This window comes from Catenulispora sp. GP43 (assembly GCF_041260665.1).
Classification (GTDB): Bacteria; Actinomycetota; Actinomycetes; order Streptomycetales; family Catenulisporaceae; genus Catenulispora.
Genome location: NZ_JBGCCT010000002.1, coordinates 353,982 through 373,106 on the forward strand (window position 1 = coordinate 353,982; position 19,125 = coordinate 373,106).

The 19,125-nt window shown below is 70.6% G+C and carries 18 protein-coding genes; 14 read left to right on the plus strand and 4 right to left on the minus strand.

The features are described from left to right. Nucleotides 1-94: 94 nt before the first annotated feature. The 4 genes from ggt (at nt 95) to ABH926_RS05250 (ending at nt 4,856) form a co-directional block, all read left to right on the plus strand. Nucleotides 95-1,951, plus strand: coding sequence for a gamma-glutamyltransferase (gene ggt, locus ABH926_RS05235; protein WP_370364185.1), 1,857 nt, complete (start codon nt 95-97; stop codon nt 1,949-1,951). A 336-nt stretch (nt 1,952-2,287) separates the two neighbouring features. After that, the gene (locus tag ABH926_RS05240) at nt 2,288-3,328 is read left to right on the plus strand and encodes a methionine ABC transporter ATP-binding protein (RefSeq protein WP_370364186.1); all 1,041 of its coding nucleotides are present in this window, start codon (nt 2,288-2,290) and stop codon (nt 3,326-3,328) included. Further along, nucleotides 3,325-3,981 carry a methionine ABC transporter permease gene (locus tag ABH926_RS05245; protein ID WP_370364187.1) on the plus strand — a complete coding sequence of 219 codons (657 nt, stop codon included), beginning with the start codon at nt 3,325-3,327 and terminating at the stop codon, nt 3,979-3,981. Before ABH926_RS05240 ends, ABH926_RS05245 begins: the two co-directional genes overlap by 4 nt. Before the next feature lie 26 nt (nt 3,982-4,007). Next, on the plus strand, nt 4,008-4,856 hold the full coding sequence (locus tag ABH926_RS05250) for a MetQ/NlpA family ABC transporter substrate-binding protein (RefSeq protein WP_370364188.1): 849 nt from the start codon (nt 4,008-4,010) through the stop codon (nt 4,854-4,856). Here the strand turns inward: ABH926_RS05250 and ABH926_RS05255 are convergent. Beyond that, entirely contained in the window at nt 4,828-5,307 is a 480-nt protein-coding gene (locus tag ABH926_RS05255; protein ID WP_370364189.1) for a hypothetical protein, read from the minus strand. The genes ABH926_RS05250 and ABH926_RS05255 overlap by 29 nt on opposite strands. 28 nt (nt 5,308-5,335) lie before the next feature. Next, nucleotides 5,336-5,950, minus strand: a complete 615-nt coding sequence (locus ABH926_RS05260; protein ID WP_370364190.1) for a LysE/ArgO family amino acid transporter — start codon at nt 5,948-5,950, stop codon at nt 5,336-5,338. A gap of 70 nt (nt 5,951-6,020) precedes the next feature. Between ABH926_RS05260 and ABH926_RS05265 the strand changes: the two genes are divergently transcribed. Continuing rightward, on the plus strand, nt 6,021-6,977 hold the full coding sequence (locus ABH926_RS05265; RefSeq protein ID WP_370364564.1) for a LysR family transcriptional regulator ArgP: 957 nt from the start codon (nt 6,021-6,023) through the stop codon (nt 6,975-6,977). 4 nt (nt 6,978-6,981) lie between these two features. Here the strand turns inward: ABH926_RS05265 and ABH926_RS05270 are convergent, their stop codons facing one another. Continuing rightward, complete coding sequence (locus tag ABH926_RS05270; protein WP_370364191.1) at nt 6,982-8,259, minus strand: MFS transporter; 1,278 nt, start codon at nt 8,257-8,259, stop codon at nt 6,982-6,984. A gap of 91 nt (nt 8,260-8,350) precedes the next feature. Between ABH926_RS05270 and ABH926_RS05275 the strand changes: the two genes are divergently transcribed. Continuing rightward, nucleotides 8,351-9,391, plus strand: coding sequence for a DUF5937 family protein (locus ABH926_RS05275; RefSeq protein WP_370364192.1), 1,041 nt, complete (start codon nt 8,351-8,353; stop codon nt 9,389-9,391). 8 nt (nt 9,392-9,399) lie between these two features. Continuing rightward, a complete protein-coding gene (locus tag ABH926_RS05280; protein WP_370364193.1) occupies nt 9,400-10,368 on the plus strand; it encodes a LysR substrate-binding domain-containing protein in 969 nt (322 codons plus the stop codon). Nucleotides 10,369-10,403: 35 nt separating this feature from the next. Here the strand turns inward: ABH926_RS05280 and ABH926_RS05285 are convergent, their stop codons facing one another. Continuing rightward, nucleotides 10,404-11,156 (minus strand): TetR/AcrR family transcriptional regulator, encoded by a 753-nt coding sequence (locus ABH926_RS05285; RefSeq protein ID WP_370364194.1) that lies wholly within the window; start codon nt 11,154-11,156, stop codon nt 10,404-10,406. A gap of 98 nt (nt 11,157-11,254) precedes the next feature. Here ABH926_RS05285 and ABH926_RS05290 point away from each other — a divergent pair, with 98 nt between their 5' ends. The 7 genes from ABH926_RS05290 (at nt 11,255) to ABH926_RS05320 (ending at nt 19,107) form a co-directional block, all read left to right on the plus strand. After that, the gene (locus tag ABH926_RS05290; RefSeq protein ID WP_370364195.1) at nt 11,255-11,923 is read left to right on the plus strand and encodes an NADPH-dependent FMN reductase; all 669 of its coding nucleotides are present in this window, start codon (nt 11,255-11,257) and stop codon (nt 11,921-11,923) included. Between the two features lie 62 nt (nt 11,924-11,985). Next, nucleotides 11,986-12,690 carry a TetR/AcrR family transcriptional regulator gene (locus ABH926_RS05295; RefSeq protein ID WP_370364196.1) on the plus strand — a complete coding sequence of 235 codons (705 nt, stop codon included), beginning with the start codon at nt 11,986-11,988 and terminating at the stop codon, nt 12,688-12,690. Between the two features lie 76 nt (nt 12,691-12,766). Next, a complete protein-coding gene (locus tag ABH926_RS05300; protein ID WP_370364197.1) occupies nt 12,767-14,500 on the plus strand; it encodes an ABC transporter ATP-binding protein in 1,734 nt (577 codons plus the stop codon). Further along, on the plus strand, nt 14,497-16,773 hold the full coding sequence (locus ABH926_RS05305) for an ABC transporter ATP-binding protein (protein ID WP_370364198.1): 2,277 nt from the start codon (nt 14,497-14,499) through the stop codon (nt 16,771-16,773). The genes ABH926_RS05300 and ABH926_RS05305 overlap by 4 nt, the downstream gene beginning before the upstream one ends. Before the next feature lie 107 nt (nt 16,774-16,880). Next, nucleotides 16,881-17,657, plus strand: coding sequence for a nucleotidyltransferase domain-containing protein (locus ABH926_RS05310; RefSeq protein WP_370364199.1), 777 nt, complete (start codon nt 16,881-16,883; stop codon nt 17,655-17,657). A 108-nt stretch (nt 17,658-17,765) separates the two neighbouring features. Next, the gene (locus tag ABH926_RS05315; protein ID WP_370364200.1) at nt 17,766-18,617 is read left to right on the plus strand and encodes an esterase/lipase family protein; all 852 of its coding nucleotides are present in this window, start codon (nt 17,766-17,768) and stop codon (nt 18,615-18,617) included. Nucleotides 18,618-18,651: 34 nt separating this feature from the next. Continuing rightward, nucleotides 18,652-19,107: an HIT family protein gene (locus ABH926_RS05320; protein WP_370364201.1), complete on the plus strand. Its 456-nt coding sequence runs from the start codon at nt 18,652-18,654 to the stop codon at nt 19,105-19,107. The last annotated feature ends 18 nt before the right edge of the window (nt 19,108-19,125 follow it).

A 19,125-nucleotide genomic window follows, 5' to 3' on the forward strand; every position in this document is an offset into this window, starting at 1 on the left:
CTGAGCATATTCCATGGCCGCTTCCCAGGAAATGAGGCCTCTGCCAAAGTGGAGGACCTGCAGGGAGTACCGGAACGATCACGCGGAGGCATAGATGTCCGTCCCCACACGCAGACGCTCCAAAGCTTTCGCCGCCCTGGTCACGGCGGCGGCCCTGACGGGCACCCTGACCGCGGCGCGCGCCGCCCCGGCCGGCCACGGCGGCGGCCAGCCGCCGCGCGACCCGGTCGCCACCGGCTACGGCGGTGCGGTCGCCAGCGTCAGCCCGTATGCCACCCAGGCCGGCCTGGACGTGCTCAAGCACGGCGGCAACGCGGTGGACGCGGCGGTGGCCACGGCGGCCGCGCTCGGTGTCGTCGAGCCGTATTCGGCCGGTATCGGCGGCGGTGGTTTCTTCGTCTACTACAACGCCCGCACCCACAAGGTGTCGACCATCGACGGCCGCGAGTCGGGCCCGGCGGCGATGAACACGAACTGGTTCATCGATCCGGCGACCGGCCAGCCGTTGTCCTTCACCGACGCGGTCAACTCCGGGCTGTCGGTGGGTGTGCCGGGCACGTTGAAGACGTGGACGACGGCGCTGGACGACTGGGGCACCATCTCGCTGAAGCAGGCGTTGCAGGGCGGCATCGACATCGCCTCCAAGGGCTTCGTCGTCGACCCGACGTTCAACTCCTTCACGGCGATGAACCAGGCGCGGTTCTCGCAGATAGCCCCGACGGCGCAGCTGTTCCTGCCCAACGGCGCGCCGCCGGCGGTCGGCTCGGTGTTCAAGAACCCGGATCTGGCGAACACCTACAAGCTGCTGGCCAAGGACGGCCCCGGGCTGTTCTACGGCGGCGAGTTGGGCAAGGAGGTGGCCAACACCTCGCAGCACCCGCCGACGATCCCGAATCCGACGATGGACTTCCGGCCCGGCCGGCTCACCGCGGCCGACATCGCCGGGTACAGCGCGCCGGTGCAGGCTCCGACGCATGTGAACTACAAGGGCCTGGACGTCTATTCGATCGCGCCGCCGTCCTCCGGCGGTACCACGGTCGGCGAGGCTCTCAACATCCTGTCGAACTTCGACATCGATCCGTCCAACCAGGTGCAGGCGCTGCACCTGTATGACGAGGCCTCGAAGATCGCCTTCGCGGACCGCAACCGCTGGGTCGGGGACGCGAACTTCAGCGACGTCCCGACCAAGCAGCTCACCTCGGCGCAGTACGGCAAGGACCGCGCCTGTCTGATCAGCCCGACCAGTACGCTGACGGCTCCGGTGGCGCCGGGGAACCCGTTCGCGCCGGGCGGCGGCACGACGTGCCCGTCCAGTGCGCCGGCCGGGACCTCGTACACCGACACCGAGGGCATGTCCACGACGCACCTGGTGACCGCGGACAAGTGGGGGGACGTCGTCTCCTACACGCTGACCATCGAGCAGACCGGCGGCTCGGCGATGACCGTGCCCGGCCGGGGCTTCCTGCTCAACAACGAGATGACCGACTTCGACTTCACGCCGCTGTACCCGGGCGTGCCGGACCCGAACCTGCCGGCCGCCTTCAAGCGGCCGCGCTCGGCGATGTCCCCGACCATCGTCCTGAAGGACGGCAGGCCGTTCATCGCGGTCGGCTCGCCGGGCGGGGCGACGATCATCACCACGGTGTTGCAGATCCTGGTCGACCGCCTGGATCTGGGCATGAACCTGGAGCAGGCGATCGCCGCGCCCCGGGCCTCTCAGCGCAACGCCTCCTCCACGCAGGCCGAACCGGCGTTCCTGAACCTGCCGGAGATCCCGGGGCTGGAGGCGCTGGGTGAGACGTTCACCCTCGCGCCGCCCTCGGGGACGCCGACGCCCGAGATCGGGGCCGCGACCGGGCTGGAGTTCCTGCCGGACGGCGCGGTCGAGGCCGCGGCGGAGCCGGCTCGGCGGGGCGGCGGTGCCGCGGCGGTGGTGCATCCGGTGAAGTAGCGGGTGACCTAGCGGGCGACGTAGCTGTACTGGTTCGGCAGTACGGCTACGTCAGCACGCTCGTGAAACCACGCTGTCTCACGAAATGGACGCGGTAAGGGTCACCCTGCCGATCCACCTATAGTCATCCCCATGATCGACACGCAGAGCTCCCGCACGTCCGCCGCCATCTTGGCGCCGCGGATGATGTGTGGCATGCCCATGTGTCGAATGTGTAGCTGCTGAGGCTTGGCCTCCCCGAACCGGGTTCTAGCAGTTCCTCCCCCTTGTAAGCCTTAGCGGCGCGCCGTTTTCGCGCGCCCGCCGCCGCGTGGTCGCGGCCTTTTGGAAAGCGTCATGATTGAAATCAAGAACCTGACAAAGGTTTACCCTGCACGAAATCGTGAGGTCACCGCCCTGGACGGCGTGGACCTCTCGGTGGCCGCCGGCGAGGTCTACGGCGTCGTCGGCCGTTCCGGGGCCGGCAAGAGCACGCTGATCCGCTGCGTGAACCTGCTCGAGCGCCCCACTTCCGGCACGGTGTCGGTGGCCGGTCGCGAGCTCACCGCGCTGAGCGGGCGGGCGCTGCGGGCCGAGCGCCGCCGCATCGGCATGGTGTTCCAGCACTTCAACCTGCTCTCCAGCCGCACCGCGCGGGAGAACGTCGAGCTGCCGCTGGAGATCGGCGGCAAGCTGACCCGGCGCGAGCGCCGGGCCCGGGCCGACGAGTTGCTGGACGTGGTCGGGCTGGCCGACCGCGCCGGCGCCCACCCGGCGCAGCTGTCCGGCGGGCAGAAGCAGCGGGTCGGGATCGCCCGGGCGCTGGCCGCGGACCCGCACGTGCTGCTGTCCGACGAGGCCACCTCGGCGCTGGACCCGGAGACCACGCGCAGCGTGCTGAAGCTGCTCAAGGAGGTCAACGAGCGGCTCGGGGTCACGGTGCTGCTGATCACGCACGAGATGGAGGTCGTCAAGGCCGTGTGCGACAGCGCGGCCCTGATGCGCGACGGCCGGATCGCCGAGTCCGGGACCATCTCCGACCTGCTCGGCCGGGAGCGCTCCGAGCTGGCGCGGGAGCTGTTCCAGCTGGGCCCGGCGCCGCAGCCGGCCGCGGCCGGGCTGCCGCGGAGCACGGTCGTGGACGTCACGTTCCACGGCGACTCCACGGCGCAGCCGCTGATCTCGCAGCTGGCGCGGACGTACTCGGTCGACGTGACGATTCTGGGCGCGGCGATCGAGACGGTGAACGGGCAGACGGTCGGGCGGATGCGGATCGGGCTGCCGGGGCGGTTCGAGGACAACGTGGTGCCGATCGGGTTCCTGCGGGAGCGGGGGTTGAACGTGGAGACGGTCTGCGCCGACGTCTCCGGGAACGCCCTTGAGGAGGTCGGGTCGTGAGCTGGTCGGACATGCAGCCGCTGCTGTGGCAGGCGACCTTGGAGACCGTGCAGATGGTCGGCTGGTCGGCGCTGTTCACGGTGCTGATCGGGCTGCCGATCGGGCTGCTGCTGGTGCTCACCGACCGCGGCGGCCTGCTGGCCAACGCGCCGGCGAACAAGGCGCTGGGCACGGTGGTGAACGTCGGGCGCTCGCTGCCGTTCATCATCCTGCTGATCGCGATCACGCCGTTCACCCGCGGGATCGTCGGCACCACCATCGGCGTGGACGCCGCGATCGTGCCGCTGGCCGTGGGCGCGGTGCCGTTCTTCGCCCGGCTGGTGGAGACCGCGGTGCGCGAGGTCGACCGGGGCCTGGTCGAGGCCTCGGCCGCGATGGGCGCCTCGCACCTGGCCACGGTGCGCAAGGTCCTGCTCCCGGAGTCGCTGCCCGCGCTGGTCAGCGGCCTGACGACGACCGTGGTCGCGCTGGTCGGCTACTCGGCCATGGCCGGCGCGATCGGCGGCGGGGGCCTGGGCGACCTGGCCATCCGCTACGGCTACCAGCGCTTCGAGAACGGGCTCATGATCGCCACGGTCGTGCTGCTGATCGTCCTCGTCCAGATCGTTCAGTGGCTCGGCGACTTCACCGCTAAGCGGCTGGCTCATCGGTAATCACACGGAAGAAAGAAGACCTTGTTATGCGTAACAAGAAGCTCGCCGCGTCCCTGATCGCCCTGTCGGGCGTCCTGGCCGTGGGTCTGACCGCCTGCTCCTCCTCGAAGTCCGCCGGAACGGGTGCGACCGCGAAGGCCGCCGACGGCGTGGACTCGATCACCGTCGCGGCCTCCCCGGTCCCGCACGCGCAGATCCTGGACTACATCCGCGACAACCTGGCGGCCAAGGCCGGCCTGAAGCTGACGGTGAAGGAGTTCACCGACTACGTCCAGCCGAACCTGGCCACCCAGGACGGCGAGGTCGACGCCAACTACTTCCAGCACCAGCCCTACCTCGACGACTTCAACAAGAGCAAGGGCACGGACCTGGTCCCGGTGGTCGGCGTCCACCTGGAACCGCTGGGCCTGTACTCGCACAAGGCCAAGTCCCTGGACCAGATCAAGGACGGCGCGACCATCGCCGTCCCGAACGACGCCACCAACGAGGGCCGCGCCCTGAAGCTGCTGGCCGACAACAACCTGATCACCCTCAAGCCCGGCGCCGGCACCACCGCCACGGAGAAGGACGTCGCGAGCAACCCCAAGCACCTGAAGTTCAAGCCGCTGGAGGCCGCCGAACTCCCCCGTGCCCTGGACGACGTGGACGCCGCGGTGATCAACGGCAACTACGCCCTGCAGGCCAAGCTCACCCCGAGCAAGGACGCGCTGGCGCTGGAGAAGACGGCCGGCAACCCCTACGTCAACATCCTGGTGGTGAAGAAGGGACACGAGAACGACCCGGCGGTGAAGAAGCTGGCCGCGCTGCTGACCTCGGACCAGGTGAAGCAGTACATCGAGAAGACGTTCAACGGGTCGGTGATCCCGGCGAGCTGATCTGCCCGGAGTCCGGCCCGGCGGCGGTCACGCTCGTGGACACGCTGTCGGGCCGGACCCCTGCACGCCATGCCTGGACGATCGCGACGTACTTGGCGGGGAACTCGGTGTCGTAGAAGGCCTTGTACCGCTCCAGCGGCGCCGGGAGACGATGGCGGGAGCCGTCGTGCAGGCGGACGTCGATCGAGGTGTCGCCGGCGATCACGTCCAGCGTGATGTCCCGGACCTGACTCCAGGCGATGAAGCGGCGGCGCAGCGTCTGGATCGTGATGCCCTCGGCCGTGACGGTCGTGGACCACGGCCGGATCAGGAACACGAAAGGAATCGCGGCCGCCGCGTCGATGGCCAGCGACGTGTGCGCCGGCAGCCAGTGCCACGGGAATCCCGCGATCGGCGGGTAGAACCCGAGCCCCATCAGCTTGCGCGGCCTCACGAAGACCAAGTCCCCCACGCCCCGGATGCTATACCCGCCGCTGACCTCACGTTCTGGCCACCATCGCGACGCCCAGCGTGATCATCGTGACCGCGATGACGCCGTCCAGCACCCGCCAGGCCTTCGGGCGCGCCAGCAGCCGGCCCAGGCGGCGAGCGCCGAATCCGAGCCCTGAGAACCACAGCACGCTGCCGGTGATGGCGCCGAGGGCGAAGTACCAGTGCGCGCCGCCGTAGCTGTTGCCGACGGTGCCCAGGAGCAGGACCGTGTCCAGGTAGACGTGGGGGTTGAGCCAGGTCAGGGCCAGGCAGGTCAGGACCGCGGTGCGCAGGGACTTCTCCCCCGCGCCGTCGGCGGCCAGGTGGTCCTGCTGGCGCCAGGCGCGGCGGGCGGCCAGGACGCCGTAGGTCACCAGGAAGGCCGCGCCGATCCAGGCGATCGCGGTCACGGCCGTGGGCATCCTGCGGACCAGCGCGCCCAGGCCGCCGACGCCGGCGGCGATCAGGACCGCGTCGGAGGCGGCGCAGATCGCGACGATCGGGCCCACGTGCTCGCGGCGGACGCCCTGGCGCAGGACGTACGCGTTCTGCGCGCCGATCGCGACGATCAGGGACAGGCCGGTGCCGAGGCCGGCTGCGGCGGCCGCGAGGGAGGAGCTCATGAGCACGATGGTAGGAAGGCGTGTGATCCCAAGACCAGCTAACTTTTCTTGGCTATCATTAGAGATCATGATGATGGACCTGCCTCTGGACCACGTCCGCACCCTCCTGGTCGCGGTGGACGCCGGCACCTTCGAGGCCGCGGCCCGCGTCCTGCACGTCACCCCCTCCGCGGTCAGCCAGCGCGTCAAGGCGCTGGAGCAGCGCACCGGCCGGGTGCTGCTGGTCCGCTCCAAGCCGCTGCGCCCGACCGAGTCCGGCGTCGCGGTGGTGCGCTTCGCCCGGCAGCTGGCCTGGCTGGAGGACAACGCCCGCGCCGAGCTGGGCCTGACCGGCGCCGACCAGGCCGATGGCGAACCCGGCGGCGGCGCCGGCGGCCCCGGCCGCGCCGCACCGGTGCAGACGCTGTCGATCGCCGTGAACTCCGACTCCCTGAGCACCTGGTTCCCCGAGGTGACGGCCCGGTTCGGCCCCGGCTCGGGGCTGTGCTTCGATCTTCACCGCGAGGACCAGGACTACACCGACGAGCTGCTGCGCGCCGGCCTGGTGATGGCGGCCGTCTCCTCCTCGCCGAAGCCGGTGCAGGGGTGTGTGGTGCGGCCGCTGGCCCGGATGCGGTATCGGGCGGTCGCCACACGCGGGTTCATCAGACGCTGGCTGCCGGACGGTGTCGGCGCGCCGGATACGGCCGCGGCGCTCGCCGCCGCGCCGGTCGTCATCTTCAACCGCAAGGACGATCTGCAGGACGCGTTCCTGCGCGGCCTCGGCACGCCGGCGTCCGGGCCGCGCCAGTACGTGCCCGCCACCGACGCCTTCCTCTACGCGGTCGAGTCCGGCCTCGGCTGGGGCCTGATCCCCGACGTGCAGGCCAGGCAGTTCGGCCAGGTGGAACTCGTCGAGCTGGCCCCGGGGCGGCCGGTGGACGTGCCGCTGTACTGGCAGCAGTGGAAGCTCGCGCCGCCGATGCTGACCGAGGTCGGGGACGTCGCGGCGGAGATCGCGTCGCGGCGGTTGGAGCGGCTGGGGTAGCGGCTCATCTCTGCGCCCGCAGCCCCGAGAAGTACACCGGCACCCACAGCAGCGCCAATCCGATCGCGCCGGCCCACAGGCAGGCCTGGATCCCCAGCGTCGCGCCGATGGCTCCGGCGAGCAGCGAGCCCAGGGACAGCGCGCCGAACAGCAGGAAGCGGAAGGTCGCGTTCACCCGCCCGGCCATCGCCTCCGGCGCCGCGGTCTGCCGCAGGCTGACGCCCAGGACGTTGTCGACGCCGACCCGGCCGAGCGTCACCGCCCACGCCAGCCCCGCGACCACCAGCCACGGTCCGCGCCCGAGGAACGGGATCAGCAGGCTGATCGGCGCGGTCACCAGGCTCGCCAGCCACATCGTCCGCGCCGCGCCGAAACGGCGCCCCAGCCACGGCGCCGAGCGGGCCCCGAGCAGCGATCCGACGGCCCCCAGCGCGAGGAAGAGGCCGAGCAGCGACGGACCGTGCGCCGTCCCCAGCCGCAGCACGAACCAGGTCGGCAGCAGCGTGAGGACCAGCATGGTCGCCAGGTTGGCGAGCGCGCCCTTGAGGACCAGCGGTCGCAGCACGCGGTCGGCGAGCACGAAGCGCAGCCCCTCCAGCATCTCGGCCCGCAGATCACGCCTCTGGTCGGCGGCCGCCGCCGGCACCGGCTCCGGCTTGCGCACCCGCATCAGGAACAGCGCCGAGGCCAGGTAGCTGACCGCGTCGAGGGCGACGACGCCGGACGCGGTCAGCGCCTGCACGAGCAGACCGGCCAGGCCCCGGCCGGCGATCTGGCCGACCGCGTCCATCCCGACCAGCGAGGCGTTCGCCTCGACCAGCCGGTCGCGCCCGACGATGTGCGGCAGGTAGCTCAGCGAGGCGACGTCGAAGAACACGGTCGCCACCCCCGCGACGGACACCACCGCGCACAGCCAGAAGTAGGTCAGCACCCCGCACAACGCCGCGACCGGCACCGAGCCGAAAGCCGCCGCCCGGGCCAAGTCCGCCGCGATCAGCAGCGGACGGCGCCGCATCCGCTCCACCCACACGCCCGCGGGCAGGCCGATCAGCAGGAACGCGCCGGTGTTCAGGGCGGCCAGCACCCCGATGCCGGTGGCCGAGGCGTGCAGCACCAGTTGGGCGACGAGCGGGATCGCCAGCGTGCCCACCGCGGTGCCGAGTCTGCTGATCGCCGCGGCGGTGTAGACGTGGCGGAAGGCGTGGTTGACGCGGACCAGGCCGGCGGGCTTCGCGGCGGGTTCGGCAGGCGCGGAAAGGGATTCGCGGATCTCGATCGTCATGGTCGAACGATCGCGCGGGGGCGCCCCCGCCCTCGATAGATTTAGCCAGGAGCGAATCGGACGGGTTCGCAGGGGGCAAGAGGCGGCGAGCGTGCTGGAAGTCGAGTTCACCACGGCGGATGTGGCACGCACCCGCTTCGCCTTCTCCCCGCTGTGGGAGGCGGTCGCGGCGGTGCGGGTGCTGAAGTATCCCGGCGATCATCCGCTGCACGCCGGATGGGCGGCGTCGGCGCGGGACCGGCTGGCCACCGCGGGCGTCGACTGGGGGTTGTTGTCCGATCTGGTCCCCGCGGTCCGCATCCCGGCGTTCCTCGCGCCGCCGCCCACGACACCGGTGCCCGATCTGGATCTGGAGCTGCGGGCGCTGCGAGCCACCCCGCCGCAGAGCATCCGGGAGGGCATCGCCCATCTCGACCCCTCGCCGCGCCTCGACGCGTTGTGCCAGGACCCTGAGAAGCAGCTCGCCGGGCTCGCCGCGAGCGTAACGGACTTCTTCGCCGTCGCCCTGGCGCCGTACTGGCCGCGCATCATGACCATCTACGAAGCCGACGTCCTGTACCGCGCGCGCCGGCTGCTGGACGGCGGCCTGACGCGACTGTTCGACGACCTCGACGCCAGCCTGGCGTGGGACAACGACACGCTGCGGATCGCGCACCGCCGTTCCTCGGGCCGCAGATCCCTGTCCGGGCAGGGGCTTTTGCTCGTGCCGTCGGTGTTCATCTGGCCGCGGGTGTTCTCCCTGATCGTGCCCGCGTACCAGCCGGCCCTGCGCTACCCGCCGCGCGGGGTGGCCGCGTTGTGGGAACGCGGTGGCGGCGACGCTCCGGCGGCCCTGGCGGCCGTCCTGGGCAAGGGGCGCGCGCGGCTGCTGGCCGAACTCGACGCGCCCGCCTCGACCACGGATCTCGCCCGCCGTACCGGTCTGTCGGCCGGCGGTGTGTCGCAGCATCTGACGGCCTTGCGCGACGCGGGGCTCGTCGATGCCCACCGGACCGGGCGGTATGTGCTGTATGTGCGCAGCCGGATCGGCGAGGCCCTGGTCGCGGAGAACGGCGACCGGCACGACCGACGCGACCGACGCGACCGGCACGACCGGCCAAGACTTGCTCACGACGATGCGAAGCACCGTTAATTGCTTTCGTGGACATCGATCCCCGCCGACTGCTGATCCTGCAAGCCGTCGCCGAAGCCGGCAGCCTGGCCGGTGCGGCGCGGATCCTCGGCCACACCCCGTCGGCGGTCTCCCAGCAGCTGAACCGGCTGGAGCAGGAGGCCGGCACCGCGCTGGCCGAACGCGGCGCCGGCCGCCGCGGGCAGGTGGAGCTGACCGCCGCCGGGCTGGTGCTGGCCCGGGCCGGCGAGGCGCTGGCCTCGACCCTGGCCGAGGCCGAGCGCCAGCTGGCGGCGGTGACCGGCCGGGCCCGGGGCCCGGTGACGATCGGCGCGGTGCCGGGCAAGGTCGTGACGCTGGCCGCCGAGACCGTCGCGCTACTGGCCCGCACCCGGCCGGAGCTGGAGCCGGCCGTGCGGGAGACCGAGTCCGGACCGGGGCTGGCCGATCTGCGGCTGGGCGCCCTGGACGTCCTGATCCTCACCGACGACCGGACCACCGCCGTGGCCCTGCCGCCCGGCTGCGCGGCCCGGGTGATCATCGAGGCCGAATACCGGATCGCCGTCCCGGACGACTGGGAGCCGCCGGCGACCGCCGCGGAGCTGAGCGGCCGGCCCTGGATCGCCGCTATCCCGGACTCCGCACGCGGCCGGTGCTTCGCGCGCTTCGCCGCCGAACACGGCGTCGTGCCGTCGGTCGAGCACTTGGCGCGGAACCCGTATTCGGTGCAGGCGCTGGCCAGGGCCCGCCTCGGTGCGGTCCTGGTGCCGCGCTACCTGGCCGACGCCCTGGACAACGTCATCATCACCGACCTCCCGGTCACCGGTTCGTACCTGGTCCGGGCCCTGTACCGGACCACGCCGGCGGCCGAGGCGGCGGTGGAGGCGGTGCAGCAGGCCGCGCTGCGGCGGGCCGAGCACGAGGTGGCGACCGGCGAGTATCCGCGCGAGATCGCGGTGAAGCGGCTGGTGGACCCCTCCGAGCAGATTCCGGGGTGAGGCAGGGGGCTCAGATCCCGGGGTGAGGCAGGGGCTCAGATCCCGAAGCGCGCCGCCAGCCCGTCGAGCATCGCCTCCAGGCCCAGGTCGAACTCCTCCACCGCGTCCACCGGCGACAGCCCGGCCTTCACCAGGTCGGCGAACCGCGGGAACCGGCCGCTGCGCAGCAGCCACTCCATGTTGGAGCGCAGCAGCATCCTGACATCGCCGTCGGCGCCGTAGCCGCGCCGCTCCAGCATCATGCGCTGGTTCACCTCGCCGTCGGCCGCGCCCCGGGCGTAGGCGTCCAGCGCCCTGATGAGCTGCATCTTCTGGTCGCCGGTCAGCGGCAGCGGCTCCAGGGCGGCGAGCATGCGCTCCAGGACCACGTTGCGGCTGGGGGTCAGGGTGGTCGGGACCTGGGCGTGGGCCGCCGGGAGCCAGGGGTGCGCCAGGGCGGTCTCGCGGCGGCGGCGGGCGGCCTCGCGGAAGATCGCGCGCCAGTCGGCGGGGTCGGCGGTCAGCGGGGTGGCGGCGGTCACCGCGTCGGTCATGAGCTCCAGGAGTTCGTCCTTGCTGTCGACGTAGCGGTACAGCGCCATGGTGGCCACGCCGAGGCGCTCGGCCAGTCGGCGCATGGAGACCGCGTCCAGGCCCTCGGCGTCGGCCAGGGCGACGGCGGCCTCGGCGATCTGCTCGTGGGTGAGGGTGCTGCGGGCCGTGCGGGGCGCGTCGATGCGCTCCCAGATGGTCGGCGGGGCGTCGCCGCCTTCCGGGGACGGTGCGGTCCCGCTCTTGGTCTTCGCCATGCCTGAAGCCTCCCATGGGGTCATCTTGTGTACAGCGTACGCATCGATGTACGGTGTACGCATCAGCGCGTACACCGTACACATACCAGGGGATCACCATGACCGCCGTGACCATCACCACCGCCACCGGCACCGGCACCGGCACCGCCGGAACCGCCGCCACCGTGACCGGGACCGGCGGGGAGGACACCGATCCGCTGCGCGTGGCCGTCATCATCGGCAGCACCCGCGACGGTCGCTTCGGCCCGACCGTCACCGACTGGTTCGTCCGCCAGGCCGCCGAGCGCCGCCCCGAACTCGACCTGGACATCGTCGATCTGGCCGAGGCGGATCTGCCGCTGACCATGACCGGGTTCGGCGCGCCGCGCCCCGAGCCGGTCACCGCCCTGGCCCCGCGCCTGGCCGGCGCGGACGCGTTCGTGATCGTCACCCCGGAGTACAACCACAGCTTCCCGGCGGTGCTGAAGAACGCGATCGACTGGTACCACGGCGAGTGGAGCCGCAAGCCCGTCGCGTTCGTCTCCTACGGCGGCGTCTCCGGGGGCCTTCGCGCGGTCCAGCAGCTGCGCCACGTCTTCATCGAGCTGTCCGCGGTGCCGATCCGGGACACGATCAGCTTCACCGAGTTCTGGACCCAGTTCGCCGAGGACCAGTCCTGGCCGCGCCCCAGCGACAACCGCGACAAGGCCGTGGAGGGCCTGCTGGACCAGCTGATCTGGACCGCCAGAACGCTGCGCGCGGGCCGGCGGGAAGCGGCCGCGGGCTGAAAACCTGCGCCGAGCGCAAAAATATAATTGCGCTGAGCGCAAGTTCAGGAGAAGGTGGAGCCGTGTCCGCGAACGAGAACGAAGAGGGCTCCCGGCGCGAGCGCAAACGCCTGGAGACCCGCAAGTGCATCACCCAGGCAGCTCTGCAGCTCACCTTGGAGAACGACGGTCTGCAGAACGTCAGCCCCGACGAGATCGCCGAACGCGCCGGGGTCTCCGCGCGCACGTTCCACAACTACTTCCACAGCCGCGAGGCCGCGCTCGGCGCGCTGCCGGGCGACCGCGCGCGGCGGGTGGCGTTCGCCTTCAGCGAACGGCCGGCCGAGGAGCCCTTCGACGTCGCGCTGGCCGAGGCGGTCGTCGCGGAGTTCACGCTGGGCCACGAGCCGGACAAGGCCAGCGTGCGCAAACTGCGCGCGATCATGGCCGACGGGAGCTACAGCAAGGAGGCGCTCCGCAAGGTCATGGCCGAGAAGGGGGTGCGCCCGCACTTCCTGGAGGCGATGACCCAGCTCGAAGACCAGCTGACGCCGGCGATCGCGGCCCGGCTGGGGCTGGATGAGAACGAGGACCTGCTGCCCCGGATCGTCGCGGCCGCGGTGAGCGGCGCGGTGCGGGTGGCGACCAGATATTGGCTGCGCGAGGACGTCCAGGCCCCCTACACTGCCCTGCTGCGCCAGGCGGTCCGCACCGCCGCCGCGCTGGGCGACCAGCCGGGAATCCCCTCCCCGCCGGAGGCCAGTTTACCGGAAAACGAAGACCTCTGATTTCGCATACAGTGCTCGCCCGGTCACGCCGACTGCCACCGCAAGCCGGCCTGCCGAGCCAGATGGGACGATCCTTATGCTTGTCAAAATCCTGAAACAATACCTGCGACCGTACAGAGGGCCGATCTCGCTCGTCCTGGCGCTTCAGTTCGTCCAGACGCTGTGCGCGCTGTACCTGCCCACCCTGAACGCCGACATCATCGACGACGGGGTGGTCAAGGGCGACACCGGCTACGTGCTCAAGACCGGCGCCCTGATGCTTGTGTTCTCGCTGCTGCAGATCTCCTGCTCGATCGGCGCGGTCTACTTCGGGGCGAAGACCGCGACGGCGCTGGGCCGGGACCTGCGGGGCGCGATCTTCGACCGGGTGCAGGCCTTCTCCACCCGCGAGGTGGGCCGGTTCGGCGCGCCCTCGCTGCTCACCCGCACCACCAACGACGTGCTGCAGGTGCAGATGGTGGTCCTGATGACCTTCACCATGGCCGCCGCGGCCCCGGTGATGCTGGTCGGCGGGGTGATCCTGGCGCTGCGCCAGGACGTGCCGCTGTCCGGGCTGCTGGTCGCGATCATCCCGGCGCTGGCCATCGCGATCGGGATCATCATCCGGCGGATGGGCCCGCTGTTCCGGATCGTGCAGGTGCGCATCGACAAGATCAACGGCGTGATGCGCGAGCAGATCACCGGCATCCGCGTCATCCGCGCCTTCGTCAAGGACGAGCAGGAGAACGAGCGCTTCGGCCAGGCCAACGACGCCATCCTGGAGATCTCGCTGCGGGTCGGCAAACTGATGGCGCTGATGTTCCCGGTCGTGATGACCATCGTGAACTTCGCCAGCGTCGGCGTGCTGTGGTTCGGCGCGCACCGCATCGACTCCGGCGGCATGCAGATCGGCTCGCTGACCGCGTTCCTGAGCTACCTGATGCAGATCCTGATGTCGGTCATGATGACCACCTTCATGTTCATGATGGTGCCGCGCGCCGCGGTCTGCGCCGACCGCATCAGCGAGGTGCTGGAGACCGAGTCCAGCGTCGTCCCGCCGACCGCGTCCGTGGCGCCGCAGATCTCCGGCACGCTGGAGTTGCGCGGGGCCAGCTTCAAGTACCCCGGCGCCGAGGACTGCGTGCTGAACAACGTCTCGCTGAACGCCCGGCCCGGCGAGACCACCGCGATCATCGGCTCCACCGGCGCGGGCAAGACCACGCTGCTGAACCTGGTGCCCCGGCTGGCCGACGTCACCGACGGCGCGGTGCTGGTGGACGGCGTGGACGTGCGCGAGATGGACCCGAAGAAGCTCACCGAGTCGATCGCGATCGTGCCGCAGAAGCCGTACCTGTTCACCGGGACCATCGCCTCCAACCTGCGCTACGGCCGGCCCGACGCCTCCGAGGAGGAGCTGTGGCAGGCGCTGGAGACCGCGCAGGCCCGGGACTTCGTCGAGCGCATGCCCGAGAAGCTGAACGCGCCGATCGCGCAGGGCGGGACCAACGTCTCCGGCGGCCAGCGGCAGCGCCTGGCGATCGCCCGCGCGCTGGTGCACAAGCCGGAGATCTTCCTGTTCGACGACTCGTTCTCAGCCCTGGACTACAGCACGGACGCGCGGCTGCGCGCCGCGCTGGTGGACCAGACGCGGGAGTCCACGGTGGTCATCGTCGCGCAGCGCGTGTCCACAATCCGCAACGCGGACCGGATCATCGTCCTGGACCAGGGCGTGGTGGTCGGGTCCGGGACCCACAGCGAGCTGATGGAATCCAACGAGACCTACCGGGAGATCGTGCTCTCGCAGCTCACCGAAGAGGAGGCCGCGGCATGAGCACGGAGAACACGGGGAACACGGGGAGCGCCGACGACTCCGCCGGCCAGAACGGCGCGAGCCAGAACGGCGCGAGCCAGAACGGCGCGAGCCAGAACGGCGCGGGCCAGAACGGCGCGGAGCACGGTGCCGAAGTGAACGGCGCGGCTGCGAACGGCGCGAGCGGCGCCACGCAGAACGGCGCGAGCCAGAACGGCGCCACCGCCAACGGCACCACGCAGAACGGTGCCAAGCCGGAAGCGGCGAAGAAGCCGCCGGCCCCGGGCGCGTCCGGCCCCGACGGCGAGCGCCTGGAGACCGAGAGCGAGGGCGACGCGCCCCGTCCGCAGCAGGGCGGCGCGCTGCGCGGCCCGGCGGCGTTCATGTCGGGTCCGGCCGCGAAGTCCAAGGACTTCAAGGGCTCCTCGCGCCGGTTGCTGTCCTACCTGCGTCCGGAACGCAAGATCCTGATCGTCTCGATGGTGATGGCGGCCCTGGGCGTCGGGATGTCGGTCTGGGGTCCGAAGCTTCTGGGCAAGGCCACCGACCTGATCTTCGCCGGCGTCATCGGCCGCCAGGCCAAGCCGGGTCCGAACGGTCAGTACCCGACCAAGCAGGAGATCATCCAGCGGCTGCAGGACACCGGGCACGGCACGCAGGCGAGCCTGCTGAAGTCCATCAACTTCACGCCGGGCCACGGCATCGACTTCACCGAGGTCGGCCATGTCCTGCTGATCCTGCTGGGGATCTACGTCCTGGTCTTCGTCTGCATGATGGTCCAGTCGCGGCTGGTGATCGTGGTGGTGAACCGCGCGATCACCCGGCTGCGCGCCGACATCGAGGTCAAGCTGAGCCGGCTGCCGCTGTCCTACTTCGACAAGCAGCCGCGCGGCGAGGTGCTGTCCCGAGCCACCAACGACGTGGACAACCTGGGACAGTCCCTGCAGCAGTCGCTGGCGCAGGTGGTGATGCAGGTGTTCACGCTGATCGGCGTGACCGCCTTCATGCTGTGGACCTCCTGGCTGCTGGGTCTGATCGCGATCGCGACGGTGCCGGTGTCGGTGTTCGTCGCCGGGCGGATCGGCAAGAAGTCCAAGCCGCAGTTCGTCAAGCAGTGGGCGGCCACCGGCCGGCTGAACGCGCACATCGAGGAGATGTACACCGGCCACCAGCTGGTGAAGGCGTTCGGGCGGCAGGAGGAGTCGGCGGCGGAGTTCAAGAAGCAGAACGACGCGCTGAACGACGCCAGCTTCAAGGCCCAGTTCATCAGTGGCCTGATCCAGCCGGCGATGATGTTCCTCGGCAACGTAACCTACGTGCTGGTCGCGGTGGTCGGCGGTCTGCGGGTCTCGGCCGGCGCGCTGTCGCTCGGCAGCGTCCAGGCCTCGATCCAGTACACGCGGCAGTTCAGCATGCCGCTGTCGCAGGTCGCGGCGATGGCCAACATGATGCAGTCCGGGGTGGCCTCGGCCGAGCGGATCTTCCAGATCCTCGACGCCGAGGAGATGTCCCCGGAGCCGGAGCAGCCGGTGGAGCTGGAGCAGGTCCTGGGGCGCGTGGAGTTCCAGGACGTGAACTTCAGCTACTCCGCCGACCGGCCGCTGATCGAGGACCTGTCGCTGGCCGTGCAGCCGGGGCAGACCGTGGCCATCGTCGGCCCGACCGGCGCCGGCAAGACCACACTGGTGAACCTCTTGATGCGGTTCTACGAGGTGGACTCCGGCGCGATCCTGCTCGACGGCGTCGACACGGCCCTGATGTCGCGGGAGTACCTGCGGGATCAGACCGGCATGGTGCTGCAGGACGCGTGGCTGTTCGGCGGCACCATCGCCGACAACATCGCCTACGGCACCGAGGGCGCCTCGATGGAGCGGATCCAGACCGCCGCGGCGGCCACGCACGTGGACCACTTCGTGCGCACGCTGCCGGACGGCTACGACACCGTCATCGACGAGGAGGGCTCGAACCTCTCGGCCGGCGAGAAGCAGCTGATCACGATCGCCCGGGCCTTCCTGGCCGAACCGGCGATCCTGATCCTGGACGAGGCGACCTCCTCGGTCGACACCCGCACCGAGGTGCTCATCCAGCGCGCGATGAACAAGCTGCGCGAGGGGCGGACCTCGTTCGTCATCGCGCACCGGCTGTCCACGATCCGCGACGCCGACATGATCCTGGTCATGGAGAACGGCCGGATCGTGGAGAAGGGGACGCACACGCAGCTGCTGGACGCCGACGGGGCGTACTCGCGGCTGTACGCGGCCCAGTTCGCGCAGGCCCTGGCCGAGGTCGACTGAGCCAGGGATCTGCGTCACCGGCGGGCCGGCCGACTCCGAGGGGGGAGTCGGCCGGCCCGTTTCGCGTTCGTCACCGGTCCCAGAAGTGACCTTGTTAAGCTCCGAAGATGGCTTACGAGCAGGCGGCAGACCGGTATCTGAAGGCCTTGGAGGCGACCCTCGCGCCGGACATGGTGCGCGGGGTCTACGTCGTCGGTTCCGCCGCGCTCGGCAGTTGGCGGCCCGGCCGCAGTGATCTGGACGTGCTGGTGGTGCTGGACCGTCCGATGAACGCCTCGGATCTGGCGATGGTCGGCGAGATGCACGCCGTGCTGGAGGCCACGCGCGCCGACGGTGCGCACAGCGACGCGCTTTACGTCACGCCGGATCTGCTCGGTGCCCGCAGCGAGGTGAGAGTTCCGTTCGCGGTGGACGGGGTCTTCCAGCCCGAGGGGCACAGGACCGATCCGGTGTTGTGGGCGATCCTGGCCAAGCACGGGATCACGCTGCGCGGGCCGAGGGCCTCGGAGTTGCGGGTCGCCCCGGATCCGGCGTGGCTGCGGGAGTGGAACCGGGGGAACCTGGAGTCGTACTGGCGCACGCATGTCGGGCACCGGCCGCATTTCTCGAAGCAGGATCCTGATGCTTCGGTCGACCCGCACCTGCTGGCCTGGGAGGCGACCGGGCCGGGGCGGCTGCACGCGACGATCGCCACCGGCGAGGTCATCTCGAAGGAGGCGTCCGCGGACTACACGGCGAAGCTGTTCCCGGAGTACGCGGATCTGTGCGCGAAGGCGAAGGCGTACCGACTCGGTGATGAGTCGGTGACATGTGCCGCTGCGGAGGCTGTGCGGGTGATCGACCTGGTAGAGGCAGTGTGCAACTCGGCAAAGGAACTGCCATGACTTCGTGACTTCCTGGCTACCTGCGAGTAGCTTTACCGACCGGTAACCACGCGCGTGTGACCCTGCTCACTCGAACCGTTCGCCCCGGTCGTTCCACAGGGAGTCAGTATGCGTAGACACCGCATCGCCCACGCAATTTCCGTATTGCTCCTGGCCGTGCCGTTCCTGGCGCTGGCCGCCCCGGCCCAGGCCGTCACCTCGTCGGGGATCAACGATTTCTCCTGCAGGCCCAGCGCCGCGCACCCCCGACCGGTGGTGCTGGTGCACGGCACGTTCGCCAACGCCGGTGACAACTGGCTGGTGGGCGCGCCCTACATCGCCTCGCGCGGCTTCTGCGTCTTCGAGCTCGACTACGGCCAGGAACCCGGCATCCCGGTATTCCACGGCCTGGCGCCGGTCGCGCAGTCCGCGCAACAGCTCGCCGACTACGTCGACCAGGTACTCGGGGCCACCGGCGCCTGGCAGGTCGACATCGTCGGGCACAGCCAGGGCGGGATGATGCCCCGCTACTACCTGAAGTTCCTCGGCGGTGCCGCGAAGGTGCACACCCTCGTGGGCCTGGCGCCGTCCAACCACGGCACCGACCTCGACGGCATCGAGACGCTGGCCGCCGACTACTTCCCGGGCGCGATCGGCCTGATCGGCACGGCGTGCCCGGCGTGCACCGACCAGATCGTCGGCTCGCCGCTGATGCAGCAGCTGAACGCCGGCGGGGACACCGTGCCCGGCGTGCAGTACACGGTGATCTCCACGGTGTACGACGAGGTCGTCACGCCGTGGCAGTCGCAGGCCCTGAACGGACCGAACGTGCACAACGTCGTGCTGCAGAACCTGTGCGCCACCGACTTGTCCGAGCACGTGACCATCGGCACCACCGACAAGATCGCGCTGCACGAGACCGTCAACGCGCTGGACCCGGCGCACGCGACGCCGACGAACTGCCTGTCGGCGTTCTCATAGATCCACAAGCCGCGGCGGACCTAGAGTCGGGCCCATGACCCACGACCCCGACTGCTTCAGCTGCCGCAACGACGCCCGCCTCGCGGACCTGCCACCCCGCGAACGCATCGCCCACGACGAACACTGGCGCGCGGCACACGCGCTCGGAACAGCCCTCCCGGGCTGGCTGGTCCTGGTGCCGCGCCGCCACGTCACGACGATCGCCGAGCTGACCGACGCCGAGGCCGCGGGCCTCGGCGCCTGGCAGGTCCGGCTGTCGCGCGCGCTGCACGCGGTGACCGGCTGCGAGAAGACGTACGTGGCGCAGTTCGCCGAGGCGGCCGGGTACTTGCACGTGCACTTCCACATCGTCCCCCGCAGCCCGGAGTTGGCACCGGAGCTGCGGGGGCCGCGGGTGTTCGGGCTGCTCGGGCGCGATGAGGACGAGGCCCTCACGGCCGAGCGGATGGATGAGATCGCGGTGGCGCTGACGGCTGCGCTGGCGGGCTAGCCGGCTACAGCTCGCCGC